We start from the raw sequence: 17,335 nt of genomic DNA, 5'->3' as shown, positions 1-17,335 counted from the left end.
GCTAGTGCGAATGAGGTTTGCGGTTCGGGTGGCCGTTCGGCCGACTCTCACGGCGCAAAAAGGCCACGCCTTGTATCCCATCGGGCGCCCCGGCGCTATGCGCGGAACGCTGTTCCGGGCGGTCGGCCGGCGAAGAATGCACCTTTCCACCGGAGCGGCGGCGGCGCGACCCTTTCGAGGCCTGCGCGCCATTGCCGGACCTTCCATCGGCATGCCTTCCGTCAGCATGCCGGGGGTCGCCGTGCCGGCCGTCGCCCTGCTTGCCGGCGCTGTGGTGGCGTCCATCGCCATGCCGTTCGTCGTTGCGCCGTCCCTCGCCATGCCGTGCGCCTTGCGGGCGCTGGCCCGGGCGGCCGCCCGGCCGGCCCTGCCGTTGCTGCGGCGGCGGAGCGCCCGCATCGCGGCGGCCGGCATCGGTGCGCAGATCCTCGCGCGGCAGCGCCACCTTGATCAGCCGCTCGATGTCGCGGAGATAGCTGAGTTCCTCGCCGCCTGCGACCAGCGAGATCGCGGTGCCATCGGCGCCGGCGCGCGCAGTGCGGCCGATCCGGTGGACATAGGTCTCGGGCACGTTCGGCAGGTCGTAGTTGATGACGTGGGTGATGCCGTCGACGTCGATGCCGCGGGCGGCGATGTCGGTGGCGACCAGGGTGCGGATTTCACCGGAGCGGAACTGGGCGAGCGTGCGCTCGCGATGGTTCTGCGACTTGTTGCCGTGAATGGCGCTGGCGGCGATGCCGGCCCTCTCGAGCGTCTTCACGACCTTGTCGGCGCCGTGCTTGGTGCGGGTGAACACCAGCGCGCGGTTGATCGGCTCGTCCTTCAGCAGCTTGGTCAGGAAGGTGGCCTTGGCCGAGAAATCGACCTGGATGATGCGCTGGTTGATGCGCTCGGCGGTCGAGGAGACCGGGGTCACCGCGACGCGGGCAGGATCGCGCAGCATGGAATCGGCGAGCTCGGCGATGTCCTTCGGCATGGTGGCCGAGAAGAACAGCGTCTGCCGCTTGATCGGCAGCTTGGCGACGATTTTGCGGATATCGTTGATGAAGCCCATGTCGAGCATGCGGTCGGCTTCGTCGAGCACGAGGAATTCGACGCTGCCAAGCTTCAGTCCGTTGCTCTGCACGAGATCGAGCAGGCGGCCGGGGGTGGCAACCAGCACGTCGACGCCCGGCATCAGGGCGCGGACCTGGCGACCCATCGGCACGCCGCCGATGGCCAGCGTCGAGGACAGGCGGATGTGGCGCCCATAGGCGTTGAAGCTGTCGAGGATTTGTCCCGAAAGCTCGCGGGTGGGCGACAGCACCAGCACGCGGGCCGTCTTGGGCTGCGGCTTGATGCGGTTTTCGAGCAGGCGATGCAGGATCGGCAGCGCAAAGGATGCGGTCTTGCCGGTGCCGGTCTGGGCAATGCCGACGACGTCGCGGCCGGTCAGCGCCGTGGGGATCGTCTGGGCCTGGATGGGGGTGGGGGTGACGTAATTCTCTTCGGCGAGAGCACGTGCGATGGGTTCGGCGAGGCCGAAGTCCTGAAACGAAGTCAAAAGATGGGTTCTTTCCATGTCAAATGCGGTCGGCCCGGCGCAATCTGCGGGGCGCGCGCATAAGGGTGTCGAGAAGACACCTGCGTGTTTGGGGTGTCGGATGGCTTGGGAGATATGGGGCAAGCCAGAGGCCCGTAGAGGGCTTAAGAACACGCGGCTCGCTATGACCGCTCGATTCGCGAGCGATCTTCCACCGTCATATGGAACATTGACGGGGCGCTTTCAAGGCAGGCGATCACCTGGCGTCGATCGCAGTGCAAAAATAGTTATGCCGGAATTTTAGCCAGCAGCGGCGTTTTGCTCAAAAAATGAACTGACTGCCGCATAAGCATACATTTTATTCGCCCAAGTTTTGAGCAGTTGGACTGCGGCGAAACTGGGATTGCGCCGAAATTGTCTAGACTGACCAATCACTTGGCAGGTGCCCAGCCCATGGCATGGTTCTTGCGATTCCGTTAATCGCAGGCGGCCGTGGGGCCGTTTCGCAGCGTTTTTCACGTCTGCGTCAGGGAGATGATACATCCATGCCTACCAAATCCATTCACGATATAGCGGCGTCATTTAGCCGCCGCGGCGTTCTCGCCGCGACCACCGGACTGATGCTCGGTCTGGCGTCCATTTCCGGTGCCAAAGCCGCGGACGACACCATCAAGGTCGGCGTCCTGCACTCCCTCTCCGGCACCATGGCCATCAGCGAAACCACGCTGAAGGACACCATCCTTTTCCTGATCGACGAGCAGAACAAGAAGGGCGGCGTGCTCGGCAAGAAGCTCGAAGCCGTCGTCGTCGACCCCGCCTCGAACTGGCCGCTGTTCGCCGAAAAGGCGCGCGAGCTGATCACCAAGGACAAGGTCTCGGTCGTGTTCGGCTGCTGGACCTCGGTGTCGCGCAAGTCGGTGCTCCCGGTGTTCAAGGAGCTCAACAACATCCTGTTCTACCCCGTGCAGTACGAGGGTGAAGAGTCCGAGCGCAACGTGTTCTACACCGGTGCTGCGCCGAACCAGCAGGCGATCCCGGCCGTCGACTATCTGATGAAGGACGAGAAGGTGAAGCGCTGGGTGCTCGCGGGCACCGACTACGTCTATCCGCGCACCACCAACAAGATCCTGGAAGCCTACCTGAAGTCGAAGGGTGTGGCCCAGGAAGACATCATGATCAACTACACGCCGTTCGGTCACTCCGACTGGCAGACGATCGTGGCCGACATCAAGAAGTTCGGCTCGGCTGGCAAGAAGACGGCGGTGGTTTCGACCATCAACGGCGACGCCAACGTCCCCTTCTACAAGGAGCTCGGCAACCAGGGCATCAAGGCGAAGGACATCCCGGTGGTCGCGTTCTCGGTGGGTGAGGAAGAGCTCGCCGGCATCGACACCAAGCCGCTGGTCGGCCATCTCGCTGCGTGGAACTACTTCGAGTCGATCAAGACCCCGGCGAACGAGAAGTTCATCAAGGATTGGCAGGCCTACACCAAGAACCCGAAGCGCACGACCAACGATCCGATGGAAGCCCACGTGATCGGCTTCAACATGTGGATCAAGGCCGTCGAGAAGGTGAAGTCGACCGATCCGGACAAGGTGATCGATGCGCTTCCCGGCATCGAGGCGCCGAACCTGACCGGTGGCGTGTCGAAGATGCTGCCGAACCACCACATCACCAAGCCGGTGTTCATCGGCGAGATCAAGGGCAACGGCCAGTTCGACGTGGTCTGGAAGACCCCGGGTCTCGTCGCTGGCGACGCCTGGTCGAAGGAGCTCGACGGCTCCAAGGACCTGATCGGCGACTGGGTCGGCAAGAAGTGCGGCAACTTCAACACCAAGACCAACAAGTGCCTCGGCTCCGGCTCCTGATCCGGATCTGACGTTCGACTGCACAATGGGAGAAGACGGCTATTCCGCCGCCTTCTCCCCACTTCTGCCGGGGTGATCCACAGTGCCAACCAATCTATCCGCTCGTTTCCGTACTTTTGTCCTCTCGCTGTTCCTGATCGCGTTTGCGCTGCCGGCCTTTGCCGGTCCGTTCGAGGATGCGGTCGCCAAATTTGCCAACGACGATTATTCCGATACGGACGAAGCGATCGGCGTGGTCGCCAGCAGCGGCAACAAGCTTGCCTTTCCCATCATCAGCGCGCTCCAGGACGGTCGTCTCATGGCCGATCCGGACAGCAAGAAGGTTTACGTCACCGGCACCGACGGCAAGTCGATTGACGCCGCGACCGGCGAGCCCGTGGCCAGCGTGCCCGATAGCGCCAGCGCCGTTCGCCTCAACAACCGTCTGCGTCGCAGCGTCGACGCTGCGCTCGGCAGCCTGACGCTGCAGTCGCCCGATCTCGGCGCCCGGCTGCAGGCCGCGCAGTCCGTCTTCAAATCGCATGAGGAGACCGCGCTCGAGCCGGTCGAAGCGGCACTCGCCAAGGAAACCAACAAATCGGTCAAGACCGCGCTCGGTGAAGCGCGCGCGGCCATTCTGCTGTTCAAGTCCGACGCAACAGAGTTGCAGAAGCTCGAGGCCGTCGCCACCATCAAGGCGCGCGGTGATCAGGAAGCGCTGGCGTTGCTGTCCGACATCGGCACCGATCAACCGCCCTCCGTCGCAAAGGCCGCTGCGAGCGCGATCGGCTCGATTCAGAGCTCGTTGGCGGTCTGGTCGGGGGTGCAGAATGCCTGGTACGGCCTGTCGCTCGGCTCGGTGCTGCTGCTCGCCGCGATCGGGCTCGCCATCACCTTCGGCGTGATGGGCGTCATCAACATGGCCCATGGCGAGATGGTGATGATCGGGGCCTACACCACTTTCGTGGTGCAGGAGGTGATCCGCACCCGCTATCCCGCTCTGTTCGACTATTCGCTGCTGATCGCCGTGCCGCTCGCCTTCCTCGTCGCCGGCGGCATCGGCGTGCTGATCGAGAGGAGCATCATCCGCTTCCTCTATGGCCGGCCGCTGGAGACGCTGCTTGCAACCTGGGGCCTGTCGCTGGTGCTGCAGCAGGCGGTACGCACCATGTTCGGCCCGACCAACCGCGAGGTCGGCAACCCCTCCTGGATGAGCGGCGCGTTCGATCTCGGCCAGATCACCATCACCTATAACCGGCTCTGGATCCTCGTCTTCACGCTCGCCGTGTTCATGATCCTGCTCGCCATGCTGCGTTACACCGCGCTTGGCCTCGAGATGCGTGCGGTGACGCAGAACCGTCGCATGGCGGCCTCGATGGGCATCGCCACCTCGCGCGTCGACGCACTGACCTTTGGGCTCGGCTCGGGCATCGCGGGCATCGCCGGCGTTGCCCTGTCGCAGATCGACAATGTCAGCCCCAACCTCGGCCAGAGCTACATCATCGACAGTTTCATGGTCGTGGTGTTCGGCGGGGTCGGCAATCTCTGGGGCACGCTGGTCGGCGCCTTCACGCTCGGCATCGCCAACAAGTTCCTGGAGCCGGTCGCCGGCGCCGTGCTCGGCAAGATCGCGATCCTGGTTCTGATCATCCTGTTCATTCAAAAGCGGCCGCGCGGCCTGTTCGCGCTCAAGGGCCGTGCGGTGGAAGCATGACCCCTCACATGCTGACGCGATCGCTGGACCGCGGCGCGGCGATCTTCCTCGCCATCGTCGCTGCCTGCGGCATCCTCATCCCGCTCTCCAACCTGCTGCTGCCGGCGGGCTCGTTCCTGCAAGTGCCGACCTATCTGGTCGCGCTCTGGGGCAAATATGTCTGCTACGCCATCCTGGCGCTGTCGATCGACCTGATCTGGGGCTATTGCGGCATCCTCTCGCTCGGCCACGGCGCCTTCTTCGCGCTCGGCGGCTACGCCATGGGCATGTATTTGATGCGGCAGATCGGTACCCGCGGTGTCTACGGTAATCCGATCCTGCCCGACTTCATGGTGTTCCTGAACTGGCAGAAGCTGCCCTGGTACTGGTACGGCTTCGACATGTTCTGGTTCGCGGCGCTGATGGTGCTGATCGTGCCGGGCCTGCTTGCCTTCTGCTTCGGCTGGCTCGCCTTCCGTTCCCGCGTCACCGGCGTGTATCTGTCGATCATCACGCAGGCGATGACCTATGCGCTGCTGCTCGCCTTCTTCCGCAACGATTTCGGCTTCGGCGGCAACAACGGCCTGACCGACTTCAAGGACATTCTGGGCTTCAACGTCCAGGCCGAAGGCACGCGCGCGGCGCTGTTCGCGCTGAGCTGCCTGGCGCTGATCGTCAGCTTCCTGATCTGCCGCTCCGTCGTGTCCTCCAAGCTCGGCAAGGTGCTGATCGCGATCCGGGATGCGGAATCGCGCAGCCGATTCCTCGGCTACCGCGTCGAATCCTACAAGTTGTTCGTGTTCACGCTGTCGGCCTGCATGGCCGGCGTGGCCGGCGCGCTCTACGTGCCGCAGGTCGGCATCATCAACCCGAGCGAATTCGCGCCGGGCAATTCGATCGAGGCGGTGATCTGGGTCGCGGTCGGCGGCCGCGGCACGCTGGTCGGCGCGGCGCTCGGTGCGATCGTCGTCAACTACGCCAAGACCTTCTTCACCTCCGGCGTGCTGGCGCCGTACTGGCTGTTCATGCTGGGTGCGCTGTTCATCCTGGTGACGCTGCTGCTGCCGAAGGGCATCGTCGGCACCTTCAATGCCTGGCGGGAGTCGGCCAGAGAGAGGCGCCCGGCCACGACGAGTGCGGCGGCCGAAGACGGCGTCACCGAACCGAAGATGGCGGAGTAGCGGTCATGAACGTCATGGATACCCGCGCAACCTCCGCGATGCTCTATCTCGACGGCGTGCACGTCTCGTTCGACGGCTTCCACGCCATCAACAACCTGTCGCTGACGCTCGCGCCCGGTGAAATGCGCGCCATCATCGGCCCGAACGGCGCCGGCAAGACCACGATGATGGACATCATCACCGGCAAGACCAAGCCGGACGAGGGCACCGTGTTGTTCGACGGCGTCACCGACCTGACGCGGCTGGACGAGACCCGCATCGCCGAGCTTGGTATCGGCCGCAAATTCCAGAAACCGACCGTGTTCGAGAGCCAGACCGTGCAGGACAACCTCCTGCTCGCGCTCAATGTCGATCACAGCGTCAAGGGCACGCTGTTCTGGCGCGGCAGCAGGGCGGAGTCGGAGCGCATCGACAAGGTGCTGGAGACGATCCGCCTCACCGACGCCCGCAACCGCCTCGCCGGCAGCCTCAGCCACGGTCAGAAGCAATGGCTCGAGATCGGCATGCTGCTGGCGCAGGACCCAAAGCTGCTCCTCGTCGACGAGCCCGTCGCTGGGATGACCGACGTCGAGACCCATCTGACCGCCGAGCTGCTCAAGGAGATCAACAAGACCCACACGGTCATGGTGGTCGAGCATGACATGACGTTCGTGCGCGAGCTCGGGGTCAAGGTCACCTGCCTGCATGAAGGTACGGTGCTCGCCGAAGGAACCATCGACCAGGTCTCGTCCAACGAGCGGGTCATCGAAGTGTATCTGGGGCGCTGAGCAATGCTTGAGGTCAAGGACATCAACCTGTTCTACGGTGCCGCCCAGGCACTGCGCGGCGTATCGATCGCGGCCGAGCCGGGCAAGGTGACGTGCGTGCTCGGGCGTAACGGCGTCGGCAAGACGTCGTTGTTGCGTGCCATGGTCGGGCAATATCCGATCTCCTCGGGCGCGATCATGTTCGATGGCAGCGACATTACCGGCCTGAAGCCCTACGAGCGGGCCCGCAAGGGCATCGGCTTCGTGCCGCAGGGGCGCGAGATCTTTCCGCTTCTGACGGTCGAGGAGAACCTCAAGACCGGCTTCGGCCCGCTCAAGCGCGAGAACAAGCACATCCCGGACGACGTGTTCTCGTTGTTTCCGGTGCTGGAGTCCATGCTCGGCCGGCGCGGCGGCGATCTCTCCGGCGGCCAGCAACAGCAACTGGCGATCGGGCGCGCGCTGGTGATGCGGCCGAAATTGCTGCTGCTCGACGAACCGACGGAAGGCATCCAGCCCTCGATCATCAAGGACATCGGCCGGGCCATCTCGTACTTGCGCAACCTCGGCAACATCGCCATCGTGCTGGTCGAGCAGTATCTCGACTTTGCCTGCGAGCTTGGCGACAGTTTCGCGGTGATGGATCGCGGGGCGGTGAAGTTCACCTGCGACCGCTCCAATCTCGACCCAAGCGAGATCAGTCGCCAGATGGCGCTGTAAGCCGGGACATTGTAGGCTGGAAAAAATCCTGCCGCGACCGGCTGGGGGAGACGGATGCGCAGCGACGCCTTGGTCACATCTTTGGCGACATCTTCGGTGTTCGAGGCCAACCGTGCCCGCGGCGCGGTGCGTTTCGACGTGCACGCCCGCGACGGCGTAACGCGGCGCGGGGCTCTGCATGAATCCGGCTCGTTGCGCGTGCGCTTTCCCTCACCGGAGGACGATGGCCTGTCCGGCGTGTTCGTCAATACGGCCGGTGGCGTCGCCGGCGGCGATCGCTTCGACATCGAGATTTCGGCCGCAGACAGATCGCGGCTGACGCTGACGACGGCCGCCGCCGAAAAGGTCTATCGCGCGCCGGGCGAGGCTGCGCGGCTCAACATTTCCCTGAGGGTTGCCGCTGGCGCGCATCTCGGCTGGTTGCCCCAGGAGACGATCCTGTTCGATCGCGCCCGGGTTCATCGCTGTTTCGACATCGAACTCGATGAGGCCGCCTCGCTCCTGCTTTGTGAAATTGTGATCTTCGGCCGCACTGCCATGGGCGAGCGCATGGAGCAGGGTGAATTCGTCGACCGCTGGCGGTTGCGCCGTGGCGGCAAGCTGGTCTTTGCCGAGACGATCAGGCTCGATGGCGATATCGGCGCGAAACTCTCGCGATCGGCGGTCGGGAAGGGCGCAGCTGCGATCGGCACGGCCCTGATCGTGCCCGGCGATGAGGCATTGGTCGAACGCGTCCGCGAGGCATCGGATTCTTTCGCGGGCGAGGTCGGAATCTCGGCCTGGAATGGCTTTGCAATGGCGCGGTTCTGTGCCCAAGATGCGGCGCGTTTGCGTGCCGACATGATGGCTGTGCTGGCGCGCACCGGCGCCGCGCTGCCCCGGCTGTGGCTGAATTGAAGTGTTGAACGGAAGAGATTTCGCATGAACCTGTCTCCCCGCGAAAAGGACAAGCTTCTGATCTCGATGGCGGCGATCGTGGCGCGCCGCAGGCTCGACCGCGGCGTCAAGCTCAACCATCCCGAGGCGATCGCGATCATCTCCGATTTCATCCTCGAGGGCGCGCGCGATGGCCGCACCGTGGCCGAGCTGATGCAATCGGGCGCGCAGGTTCTGACTCGCGACCAGGTGATGCCGGGTATCCCCGAGATGATCCACGACATCCAGGTCGAGGCGACGTTCCCTGACGGCACCAAGCTCGTCACCGTGCACGAACCGATCCGATAGGAGTAAGACGCATGATCCCCGGCGAACTCTTCATCCAGGACGGCGAGATCGAGCTCAATGCCGGCCGCAAGACCGTGACGCTGACGGTCGCCAACACCGGCGACCGACCGATCCAGGTCGGCTCGCATTACCATTTCTTCGAGACCAACCCCGCGCTGAAATTCGACCGCAAGAAGTCCCGCGGCATGCGCCTCGACATCGCCGCCGGCACCGCCGTCCGCTTCGAACCCGGCCAAACCCGCGACGTCCAACTCGTCGCGCTCGCCGGCAAGAAGACGATCTACGGCTTCCGTGGCGACGTGATGGGGAAGCTGTGACGTAAGCCGAGGCGAGTGCCGTGATCCATAGTGAGGTGAGCACGCCGGTCGGGCTCCCTCCCCCCTTGCGGGGGAGGGTTGGGGAGAGGGGTATGCCGCACGACGAGGTCAGCGAGATTCAGCGTCATCGCGCCAAGCGATTGAGGCGCGAGATGACTCGTGCTGAGACACTTCTCTGGCGCTACTTGAAAGCCGATCGCCTCGCAGGCCTCGCTTTTCGCCGCCAGACACCCATTGGCCACTACATCGCGGATTTCGTGGCCCATTCCTGCAAGCTCATTGTTGAGCTCGATGGAGAGAGCCACGATTTCGAAGAACGCATCCGTCACGATGAGCGGCGCGACCAATGGTTTACATCCCGCGGCTATCGTGTGTTGCGCTTCACCAATGATGACGTGATGAAGAACCTCGAGGGCGTTGTTCTTTCCATTCTCGAGGCAGCGGAGCAAGCGGCACCCCTCTCCCTAACCCTCCCCCGCAAGGGGGGAGGGAACCCTTCCAGCGATGCGTCCCTAACTGATGGCAAGAGCGCGTCGAATGGTGCGGAGGAAGCATGATGCTCTCCGCCGTGCGCCTCATCTCGGAAGCCGCTGAGCTGGCCGCGCGCCGGCACAATGGTATGGCGCGCAAGGGGCGGGGGAATGAGCCTTACATCAACCATCTCGCCGAGGTCGCGAATCTGCTCGCGGCTGCGACCGATGGGGCGGATGCCGAGCTCGTCGCCGCCGGATGGTTGCACGACGTGATCGAGGATACCGAGACCACGCGCGAAGAGCTGGCGCAAGGATTCTCCGACCGTGTCGCCTCCCTCGTCGTCGAATGCACCGACGACATGAGCCTGCCGAAAGCGGAGCGGCGGCGCCTGCAGGTTGTCGACGCACCGAAAAAGTCCGCCGGCGCAAAGCTGATCAAGATCGCCGACAAGGTCAGCAATATCGGTGCGCGCATTCATTCCGATCCGACCGCGGACGAGCGCGACGACCTCGTCGACTATACCGGCTGGGCCGAGCGGGTCGTTGCCGGCTGCCGCGGCGGCAATGCCTGGCTCGACACGACATTCGACGACATGGTGCGAAAGGCGAGGGCTTCGCTGTGAGCGCCGACCTGAAATTCAAACGCAAACGGGGCTTGTGATGTCCGTCAAGATGAAGCGTTCCGTCTATGCCGACATGTTCGGTCCGACCACCGGTGACAAGGTGCGGCTCGCCGACACCGATCTCATCATCGAGGTCGAGAAGGATTTCACCACCTACGGCGAGGAGGTGAAGTTCGGCGGCGGCAAGGTGATCCGTGACGGTATGGGCCAGTCGCAGGTCACCAACAAGCAGGGCGCGGCCGACACCGTCATCACCAATGCGCTGATCGTCGACCACTGGGGCATCGTGAAGGCTGACGTCGCCATCAAGGAAGGCATGATTTCGGCGATCGGCAAGGCCGGCAATCCCGACATCCAGCCGGGCGTGACGATCATCATCGGTCCCGGCACCGACGTGATCGCGGGCGAGGGAAAAATCCTCACCGCCGGCGGCTTCGACAGCCACATCCATTTCATCTGCCCGCAGCAGATCGAGCACGCGCTGATGTCCGGCGTCACCTCGATGCTCGGCGGCGGCACCGGTCCTTCGCACGGCACCTTCGCCACGACCTGCACGCCCGGCCCCTGGCACATGGGGCGGATGATCCAGTCGTTCGATGCCTTCCCGGTCAATCTCGGCATTTCCGGCAAGGGCAACGCCTCGCGTCCGGCCGCGCTGGTCGAGATGATCAAGGGTGGCGCCTGCGCGCTGAAGCTGCATGAAGATTGGGGCACCACGCCGGCGGCGATCGACAACTGCCTGTCGGTGGCCGACGATTACGACATCCAGGTCATGCTGCATTCCGACACGCTGAACGAATCCGGCTTCGTCGAGGACACGATCAAGGCGTTCAAGGGCCGCACCATCCACGCCTTCCACACCGAGGGCGCCGGCGGCGGCCACGCCCCCGATATCATCAAGGTCGCAGGCTTGAAGAACGTGCTGCCGTCCTCGACCAATCCGACGCGGCCATTCACCCGCAACACCATCGACGAGCATCTGGACATGCTGATGGTGTGCCACCACCTCGATCCCTCGATCGCGGAAGATCTGGCGTTCGCGGAGAGCCGCATCCGCAAGGAGACCATCGCGGCCGAAGACATCCTGCACGATCTCGGCGCGCTCTCGATGATGTCGTCTGACTCGCAAGCCATGGGCCGCCTCGGCGAGGTCATCATCCGGACCTGGCAGACCGCCGACAAGATGAAGAAGCAGCGCGGATCGCTGCCGCAGGACAAGGGCAAGGACAACGACAATTTCCGCGTCAAGCGCTACATCGCCAAATACACGATCAATCCGGCGATCGCGCATGGCGTGTCGAAGCTGATCGGCTCGGTGGAGAAGGGCAAGCTCGCCGATCTCGTGCTGTGGTCGCCGGCCTTCTTCGGCGTCAAGCCGGACTGCATCGTCAAGGGCGGCATGATCGTCGCAGCCCCCATGGGTGATCCCAACGCCTCGATCCCGACGCCGCAGCCGGTGCACTACCAGCCGATGTTCGGTGCGTTCGGCGGGGCGCGCACGGCGTCGTCCGTCGTCTTCACCTCGAAGGCCGCGATCACCGGCGGTCTCGCCCGGAAACTGGGCATCGAGAAGAAGCTCTACGCGGTCCAGAACACCCGCAGCAAGATCTCGAAGAAGAGCATGATCCACAACGACGCCACGCCCAATATCGAGGTCGATCCGGAGACCTACGAGGTGCGCGCCGATGGCGAGCTTCTGACCTGTCCTCCGGCCGAGGTGCTGCCGATGGCGCAGCGATATTTCATGTACTGAAATAGCGCCTCAACGCATGTCCCCGGCGCATGTCTCATTGCATGCCCGGAGGCGGCTTTTCCGGTTTTGCGTTCGATCCGGGCTGGTCTAATGTCCCGCCCGGTATCTTGAACCAGAAGAAAAGCCGGGAGGATTTCTCGTGATTTACGTCGTTGCAACCCTGACCATCAAGCCTGAGACGCGCGCCGAATTCATTGCAGCCGCCACCGCCTGCATCAAGGAGACGCGGAAGGAACCGGGCAATATCGCCTACGATATGCACGAGAGCGTCACCGATCCCACCAAGATGGTGTTCGTCGAGCAGTGGGAGAACGCCGAGGCGCTGGTGCCGCATCGCGGCCAGGAGCACATGAAGACGTTCGGCCGCGTTGCGGTGAAGTGCTTCACGGCGCCGCCGAAGGTCGAAATCATCACGCCCGAGAAGGTCGAGACGAGGTAACAACGCATGATCCGGGCGACGCAGGTTAAAGGACAGCACCGTTTCACGGAAACGCCGGCGGATACGGTCGTGCTCGATTTCGACGATCGGCACCGCCGCCGCATGGCGATGACGGGGACGCGGGGACTCGAATTCCTGCTCGACCTGGAAAACGCCGTCGCGTTGCGCGGCGGCGATGCGTTGGTGCTGGAGGACGGAAGGCTGGTCGAAGTGGTTGCGGCGCCCGAGCCGTTGCTGGAGATCCGCGGCCACGACCCGCATCATCTCATCCGCGTTGCCTGGCATCTCGGCAATCGCCATCTGCCGACGCAGCTTATGGCCAAGAGCTTGCGTATCCGCCGCGATCACGTCATCGAGGCTATGGTGAAGGGCCTCGGCGCGCGCGTGGTCGAGATCGAGGCGCCGTTCGATCCCGAAGGCGGCGCCTATGCCGAGGCGAGCCATGCGCATGGTCACGATGACCATGCCCACCACGACCACGGTCATCATGATCATGGCCATCATGGCCACGATCACCACGATCACCATGATCATCACGGCCACGACCACCATCGTGATCATGCCGCGCATGACCATGGTCATGATCATCACCATCACCACGACGAGCACTGCGATCATCCCGACCATCATCACGGCCACAAGCATGCTCATGACCACAAATGAGCCGGTGAGTGCCTCCGACCTCGCCGAGCGCGAGGCGGCGGCGCTGTACCGGCTGATGACGTGGCTGTCGCCGGCGTTTCCCGTCGGCGGGTTCTCCTATTCCAGCGGCATCGAATGGGCGGTCGAAGCGGGGGACATCACCGACATCGCGACGCTAGCCGATTGGCTGGATGCCATGCTTGGCGACGGCTCCGGCTTTTGCGATGCGACGTTTCTGGTCCACGCCTATCGCGCCGCCGAGGCTGGCGAGGATGCGTCCTTGAGTGATGTCGCCGAACTCGCCGCCGCCTTCGTGCCGTCGCGCGAACGGCAACTCGAGACGACCTCGCAGGGGCGTGCCTTCATCGACATTTCCCGCGCGGCGTGGGATGCCGAGGGCCTCGATGCCATGGTCGCGGCGTGCCGCACGCCACTGATCTATCCGGTCGCCGTCGGCGTCGTAGCCGCGTTGCACGGCGTGCCGCTGGCACCGACGCTGCACGCCTTCCTGCATGCGCTGGTCTCGAACTGGATCTCGGCGGCAAGCCGGCTCATTCCGCTCGGCCAGACCGACAGCCAGCGCGTGCTGGTGAAATTGGAAGCCGCCGTCGCCACGACCGTCCATCGGGCACTCGCGGCGACACTCGACGATCTCGGCAGCGCGACCTTCCGCGCCGATCTCGCCAGCCTGCGGCACGAGACACAATATACGCGGCTGTTTCGGTCATGAGAGGCGCGAGGTCTAACCGATCGTCGTCCCGGCGAAGGCCGGGACCCATAACCACAAATGTGTGTGGTTATGAAAGGACGCAGCCATATCCCGTCTCATCAACTGACTTCGGTGGCTATGGGTCCCGGCCTTCGCCGGGACGACATTAGGAGAGAGTATGTCGAAATCTCACGGCCCCTTGCGTGTCGGCGTCGGCGGCCCCGTTGGATCGGGCAAGACCGCGCTGATGGATCTGCTCTGCAAAACCATGCGCGAGCGCTACGACATCGCTGCGATCACCAACGACATCTATACCAAATGGGATGCGGAATTCCTCGTGCGTTCCGGCTCGTTGACCCCGGACCGCATCGCCGGCGTCGAGACCGGCGGCTGCCCGCACACGGCGATCCGCGAGGATGCTTCGATGAATCTTGCCGCGGTTGCGGACATGCGCGCCAAATTCCCGGGGCTCGACCTTGTGCTGATCGAGTCCGGCGGCGACAATCTGGCGGCGACCTTCTCGCCGGAGCTGGCCGATCTCACCATCTATGTGATCGACGTTGCCGCCGGTGACAAGATTCCGTCCAAGGGTGGCCCCGGCATCACCCGTTCCGACCTTCTGGTCATCAACAAGATCGACCTCGCGCCCCATGTCGGTGCCTCCCTCGAGAAGATGGACACGGATGCCAGGCGCATGCGCGGCGAGCGCCCCTTCGTCATGACCAATTTGAAGAAGAGCGAGGGGCTCGACCGCATCGTCGGTTTCATCGAGACCAAGGGTGGGCTGAAACGCGCGGGCTGACGGACCGCGGCGACGTGGCGCAGGCATTTTCCGCCGTTAACACCTGAGGCAAAGCCGCCTCGGCGGAACCAATGTCGGACACGGCGATTATCCACCTCCGGTGCCCGGAGCAGAGCCGCTGGTGGCCAGACGATCGGCCGGGCGAATTAAGCTTTTTCGGCGACCGAAGTTGCGTACAGATGCCTCCTCCGTCATTATCTCTGCCACTGGGGTCCACCCTGTTTCGGCACATGGTCGTTCGAGCGGCGTTGATATGCTCCGTGTTTATTGCCGACCTCCCGCCTTCGCCTGAGTAGTCGCGTGGTCCGGCTGGGTTTCATCATCGGCTTCATCGCTCTGCTCGGAGCCTTGCTCTCCGGGCTGGCGGCTTATCGTGTCCACGACCAGGAGCTGGCGCTGGATCGGATTGCGCTGGCCCGCGCGATCGACGTTCATGCGAGCCTCGTCCAGGACAGGTCGACCGAGCGTGAACTGCTGGCGCGTGTCGCTTCCGGCCTGTTCCGCGCGCCGTCGGTGCTGAAGCCCAACATGCTGGAGCCGCTGCGCTCGGCGATCTACGCCTTCAAGACCGATTTCGTGGTGGCCGGCTGGGTCGCCCGGCTGCAGCCGAGCGAGCTCGCCGCGGCGCAGACCGCGATTGCGGCCGCCGGCTTCCCGAAACCGCAGATCCGTGACTACAACGACAAGCCGATCAACCCGGCAAGCCTGACCCAGCCGATCGACGTGCTGATGGACCTCGAGCCGCGCAGCGACGAGACCAAGGCGCTGCCGGGCCGCAGCTACGATGACGAACCGGTTCGCAACGCCATGCTGACGCGTGCCAGGGTCGAGAAGCGGTCGGTTGCCTCCGACCCTTTACCGCTCTTGCGCGAGAACGGGCCGATCGGCGTCATCGTGGCCGCCCCCGTTATTCCGGAAGGCGCTACCGAGCCGGTCGGCTTCGTCACCTTTTCCTACGAGCTGGCGTCGTTGATGCTGACCAATGACGATCTGTCGTTGTTCTCGGTCGCGCTGAAGGACCCGCGCAAGGAAGGCAGCGAGCTCGTTGCCAACGATCAGGGCATCGTGTCCACCCGCATGACGACGCCGGACGGGCCGGCCCCGTCGGCAACGCGCACCATCAGCTTCGGCGGCCGCGACTGGCAGCTCGGCTATTACGCGAAGACCAATTCGGCTCGGCGCGCAGAGCAGACCGCAATCATCGTCGCGGCGATCGGCTTCGCCATTACCGCGATGGTCTGCGGCCTGTTCGGCTACGTCGCCTACAATAATTTGAGGCTCAGCCGCGAAATCCAGGTGCGGATCGGCTTCGAGCGCCGGCTGACCGCGGTCATCGACGAGCTCAACCACCGGGTCAAGAACATCCTCGCGGTGATCCAGTCGATCGTGACGCGCACGCTGCGCCATGGCTCGGACATCGATGTCGCGCGCGAGCTCCTGATCGGCCGCATCCACGCCATGTCCAACGTGGTCTCGCTGCTCAGCGAGAGCCAATGGCAGGGCGTCAAGCTGAAGGGCCTGTTCGAAGCGCGTGCCATTCCGCATGCCGATCGCATCGCCGTCAGTGGCCCGGACATCGCGGTCAGCGCGCGTGCCGCCCAGAGCTTGTCGCTGCTGTTCTTCGAGCTTGCCTCGCACTCGGACGAAGGCCTGTCGCTGGTCGGCAAACATCCGCACATCACCGCGAACTGGACCGTGACGGGCGAGGAGCCGGAGACGGTGTTTCACTTCCGCTGGGAGGAGTTCAACACCAGCGAGGCGACCCGCCGGCCGGATTCGGATTTCGGCCTGATCCTGCTCGATCGTGTCGCGCCCGAAGCGCTCGGCGGCACCGCCAAGCGCTACTTCACCGACGTCTCCTATGTCTATGAATTGACCGCACCGATGGAGACGGTCGTGGACATGACCGAGCGCGACCGCACCGAAAAACTGTCGCAGCCGGTGAAGCCGGTGCGCTAGCCCTTCGGCCGCAACACCAGGTCGACCAGGTTGCGTGCATAAGCCGCCGTGATCGGCGCGATGCCGAAGACGTAGCGATAAAACAGGCTGCCATAGATGGCGTCGTAAAGATCTTCCGCCGGAGCCTCGGCCAGTATGCTGCCGTCACGCTGGCCGGTTGCGATCATCTCCACCAGCGCGTCGCGGCGGAACTGGAGGTAGCGCGAATAGAACAGCTCCGCCGAGCCGGTCTTGGAGATGCATTCGGAGATGACCGCAAGCTGCACCTTGCCGAACTCGCCCTGCAAGGCTTCGGCATAGGCTGTGGCATGGCGGCGTGCGCGTGCCGCAGGCGTACCCGCGCTCGGCGGCGGCAGCGGCAGCATCTGCGCGGCGTGGTGGAGAAAGGCGTCGATCAGCAGCGCTTCCCGCGACGGCCACCATTTGTAAATCGTCATCTTGGAGACGTTGGAGTGGCGCGCGACGGCATCGATCGTGGTCGCGGCAAGGCCGGTCGCGGCCATCAGCGCATAGGCGCTTTCGAGGATGGCGTTGGTGGTCTCGATCGAGCGCGGCCGGCCGCGCCGGGGCGCGCCCTCGGCCACATCGCTCGTGCTCTTCGCCATGACCAAGCCGGTCTCCCTGCGCGGCCATTCCCATCAGCCGCCGCCGCCTCGTCCCGCATAGCGTAGCCGAGGTCTCCGGC

Annotated in this window: 18 protein-coding genes; 16 read left to right on the top strand and 2 right to left on the bottom strand. The window is 64.1% G+C overall.

The features are described from left to right. Window position 1 precedes the first annotated feature (1 nt). Window positions 2-1,561, bottom strand: coding sequence for a DEAD/DEAH box helicase (locus NLM31_RS36280; protein WP_254195335.1), 1,560 nt, complete (start codon window positions 1,559-1,561; stop codon window positions 2-4). A 506-nt stretch (window positions 1,562-2,067) separates the two neighbouring features. On the opposite strand from NLM31_RS36280, the gene urtA reads away from it, so the two are divergent. From urtA to NLM31_RS36200, 16 genes are all read left to right on the top strand, one after another. Then, entirely contained in the window at window positions 2,068-3,390 is a 1,323-nt protein-coding gene (urtA, locus tag NLM31_RS36275; RefSeq protein ID WP_200471806.1) for an urea ABC transporter substrate-binding protein, read from the top strand. Between the two features lie 82 nt (window positions 3,391-3,472). Beyond that, a complete protein-coding gene (gene urtB, locus NLM31_RS36270) occupies window positions 3,473-5,083 on the top strand; it encodes an urea ABC transporter permease subunit UrtB (protein ID WP_254195334.1) in 1,611 nt (536 codons plus the stop codon). Then, complete coding sequence (urtC, locus tag NLM31_RS36265; protein ID WP_254195333.1) at window positions 5,080-6,243, top strand: urea ABC transporter permease subunit UrtC; 1,164 nt, start codon at window positions 5,080-5,082, stop codon at window positions 6,241-6,243. Before urtB ends, urtC begins: the two co-directional genes overlap by 4 nt. Window positions 6,244-6,248: 5 nt before the next feature. Continuing rightward, entirely contained in the window at window positions 6,249-7,010 is a 762-nt protein-coding gene (gene urtD, locus NLM31_RS36260) for an urea ABC transporter ATP-binding protein UrtD (RefSeq protein ID WP_014498216.1), read from the top strand. A gap of 3 nt (window positions 7,011-7,013) precedes the next feature. Then, the gene (gene urtE, locus NLM31_RS36255) at window positions 7,014-7,709 is read left to right on the top strand and encodes an urea ABC transporter ATP-binding subunit UrtE (protein WP_254134034.1); all 696 of its coding nucleotides are present in this window, start codon (window positions 7,014-7,016) and stop codon (window positions 7,707-7,709) included. 54 nt (window positions 7,710-7,763) lie between these two features. Next, a complete protein-coding gene (locus tag NLM31_RS36250; RefSeq protein ID WP_254134033.1) occupies window positions 7,764-8,606 on the top strand; it encodes an urease accessory protein UreD in 843 nt (280 codons plus the stop codon). A 24-nt stretch (window positions 8,607-8,630) separates the two neighbouring features. Continuing rightward, a complete protein-coding gene (locus NLM31_RS36245) occupies window positions 8,631-8,933 on the top strand; it encodes an urease subunit gamma (protein WP_007605424.1) in 303 nt (100 codons plus the stop codon). 11 nt (window positions 8,934-8,944) lie between these two features. Further along, window positions 8,945-9,250: an urease subunit beta gene (locus tag NLM31_RS36240; RefSeq protein ID WP_092227079.1), complete on the top strand. Its 306-nt coding sequence runs from the start codon at window positions 8,945-8,947 to the stop codon at window positions 9,248-9,250. 92 nt (window positions 9,251-9,342) lie between these two features. Then, window positions 9,343-9,807, top strand: a complete 465-nt coding sequence (locus NLM31_RS36235; protein ID WP_254134032.1) for an endonuclease domain-containing protein — start codon at window positions 9,343-9,345, stop codon at window positions 9,805-9,807. Next, window positions 9,807-10,346 carry an HD domain-containing protein gene (locus tag NLM31_RS36230; protein ID WP_254135529.1) on the top strand — a complete coding sequence of 180 codons (540 nt, stop codon included), beginning with the start codon at window positions 9,807-9,809 and terminating at the stop codon, window positions 10,344-10,346. The genes NLM31_RS36235 and NLM31_RS36230 overlap by 1 nt, the downstream gene beginning before the upstream one ends. A gap of 37 nt (window positions 10,347-10,383) precedes the next feature. Next, the gene (ureC, locus tag NLM31_RS36225; RefSeq protein WP_254134031.1) at window positions 10,384-12,099 is read left to right on the top strand and encodes an urease subunit alpha; all 1,716 of its coding nucleotides are present in this window, start codon (window positions 10,384-10,386) and stop codon (window positions 12,097-12,099) included. 139 nt (window positions 12,100-12,238) lie between these two features. Continuing rightward, complete coding sequence (locus NLM31_RS36220; RefSeq protein ID WP_254134030.1) at window positions 12,239-12,538, top strand: putative quinol monooxygenase; 300 nt, start codon at window positions 12,239-12,241, stop codon at window positions 12,536-12,538. A 6-nt stretch (window positions 12,539-12,544) separates the two neighbouring features. Continuing rightward, the gene (ureE, locus tag NLM31_RS36215) at window positions 12,545-13,201 is read left to right on the top strand and encodes an urease accessory protein UreE (RefSeq protein ID WP_254195332.1); all 657 of its coding nucleotides are present in this window, start codon (window positions 12,545-12,547) and stop codon (window positions 13,199-13,201) included. Beyond that, entirely contained in the window at window positions 13,182-13,910 is a 729-nt protein-coding gene (locus NLM31_RS36210; protein WP_254196328.1) for an urease accessory protein UreF, read from the top strand. The genes ureE and NLM31_RS36210 overlap by 20 nt, the downstream gene beginning before the upstream one ends. Window positions 13,911-14,067: 157 nt before the next feature. Continuing rightward, the gene (gene ureG, locus NLM31_RS36205; protein ID WP_212330530.1) at window positions 14,068-14,691 is read left to right on the top strand and encodes an urease accessory protein UreG; all 624 of its coding nucleotides are present in this window, start codon (window positions 14,068-14,070) and stop codon (window positions 14,689-14,691) included. A 300-nt stretch (window positions 14,692-14,991) separates the two neighbouring features. Continuing rightward, the gene (locus NLM31_RS36200) at window positions 14,992-16,650 is read left to right on the top strand and encodes an HWE histidine kinase domain-containing protein (protein ID WP_254195331.1); all 1,659 of its coding nucleotides are present in this window, start codon (window positions 14,992-14,994) and stop codon (window positions 16,648-16,650) included. Here the strand turns inward: NLM31_RS36200 and NLM31_RS36195 are convergent. Next, a complete protein-coding gene (locus NLM31_RS36195) occupies window positions 16,647-17,255 on the bottom strand; it encodes a TetR/AcrR family transcriptional regulator (protein WP_254134027.1) in 609 nt (202 codons plus the stop codon). The genes NLM31_RS36200 and NLM31_RS36195 overlap by 4 nt on opposite strands. Window positions 17,256-17,335: the final 80 nt, after the last annotated feature.

The sequence above is a fragment of the Bradyrhizobium sp. CCGUVB4N genome, from assembly GCF_024199945.1.
In the GTDB taxonomy this organism is placed as follows: Bacteria; Pseudomonadota; Alphaproteobacteria; order Rhizobiales; family Xanthobacteraceae; genus Bradyrhizobium.
This window is presented reverse-complemented; position numbering and strand designations above follow the sequence as displayed.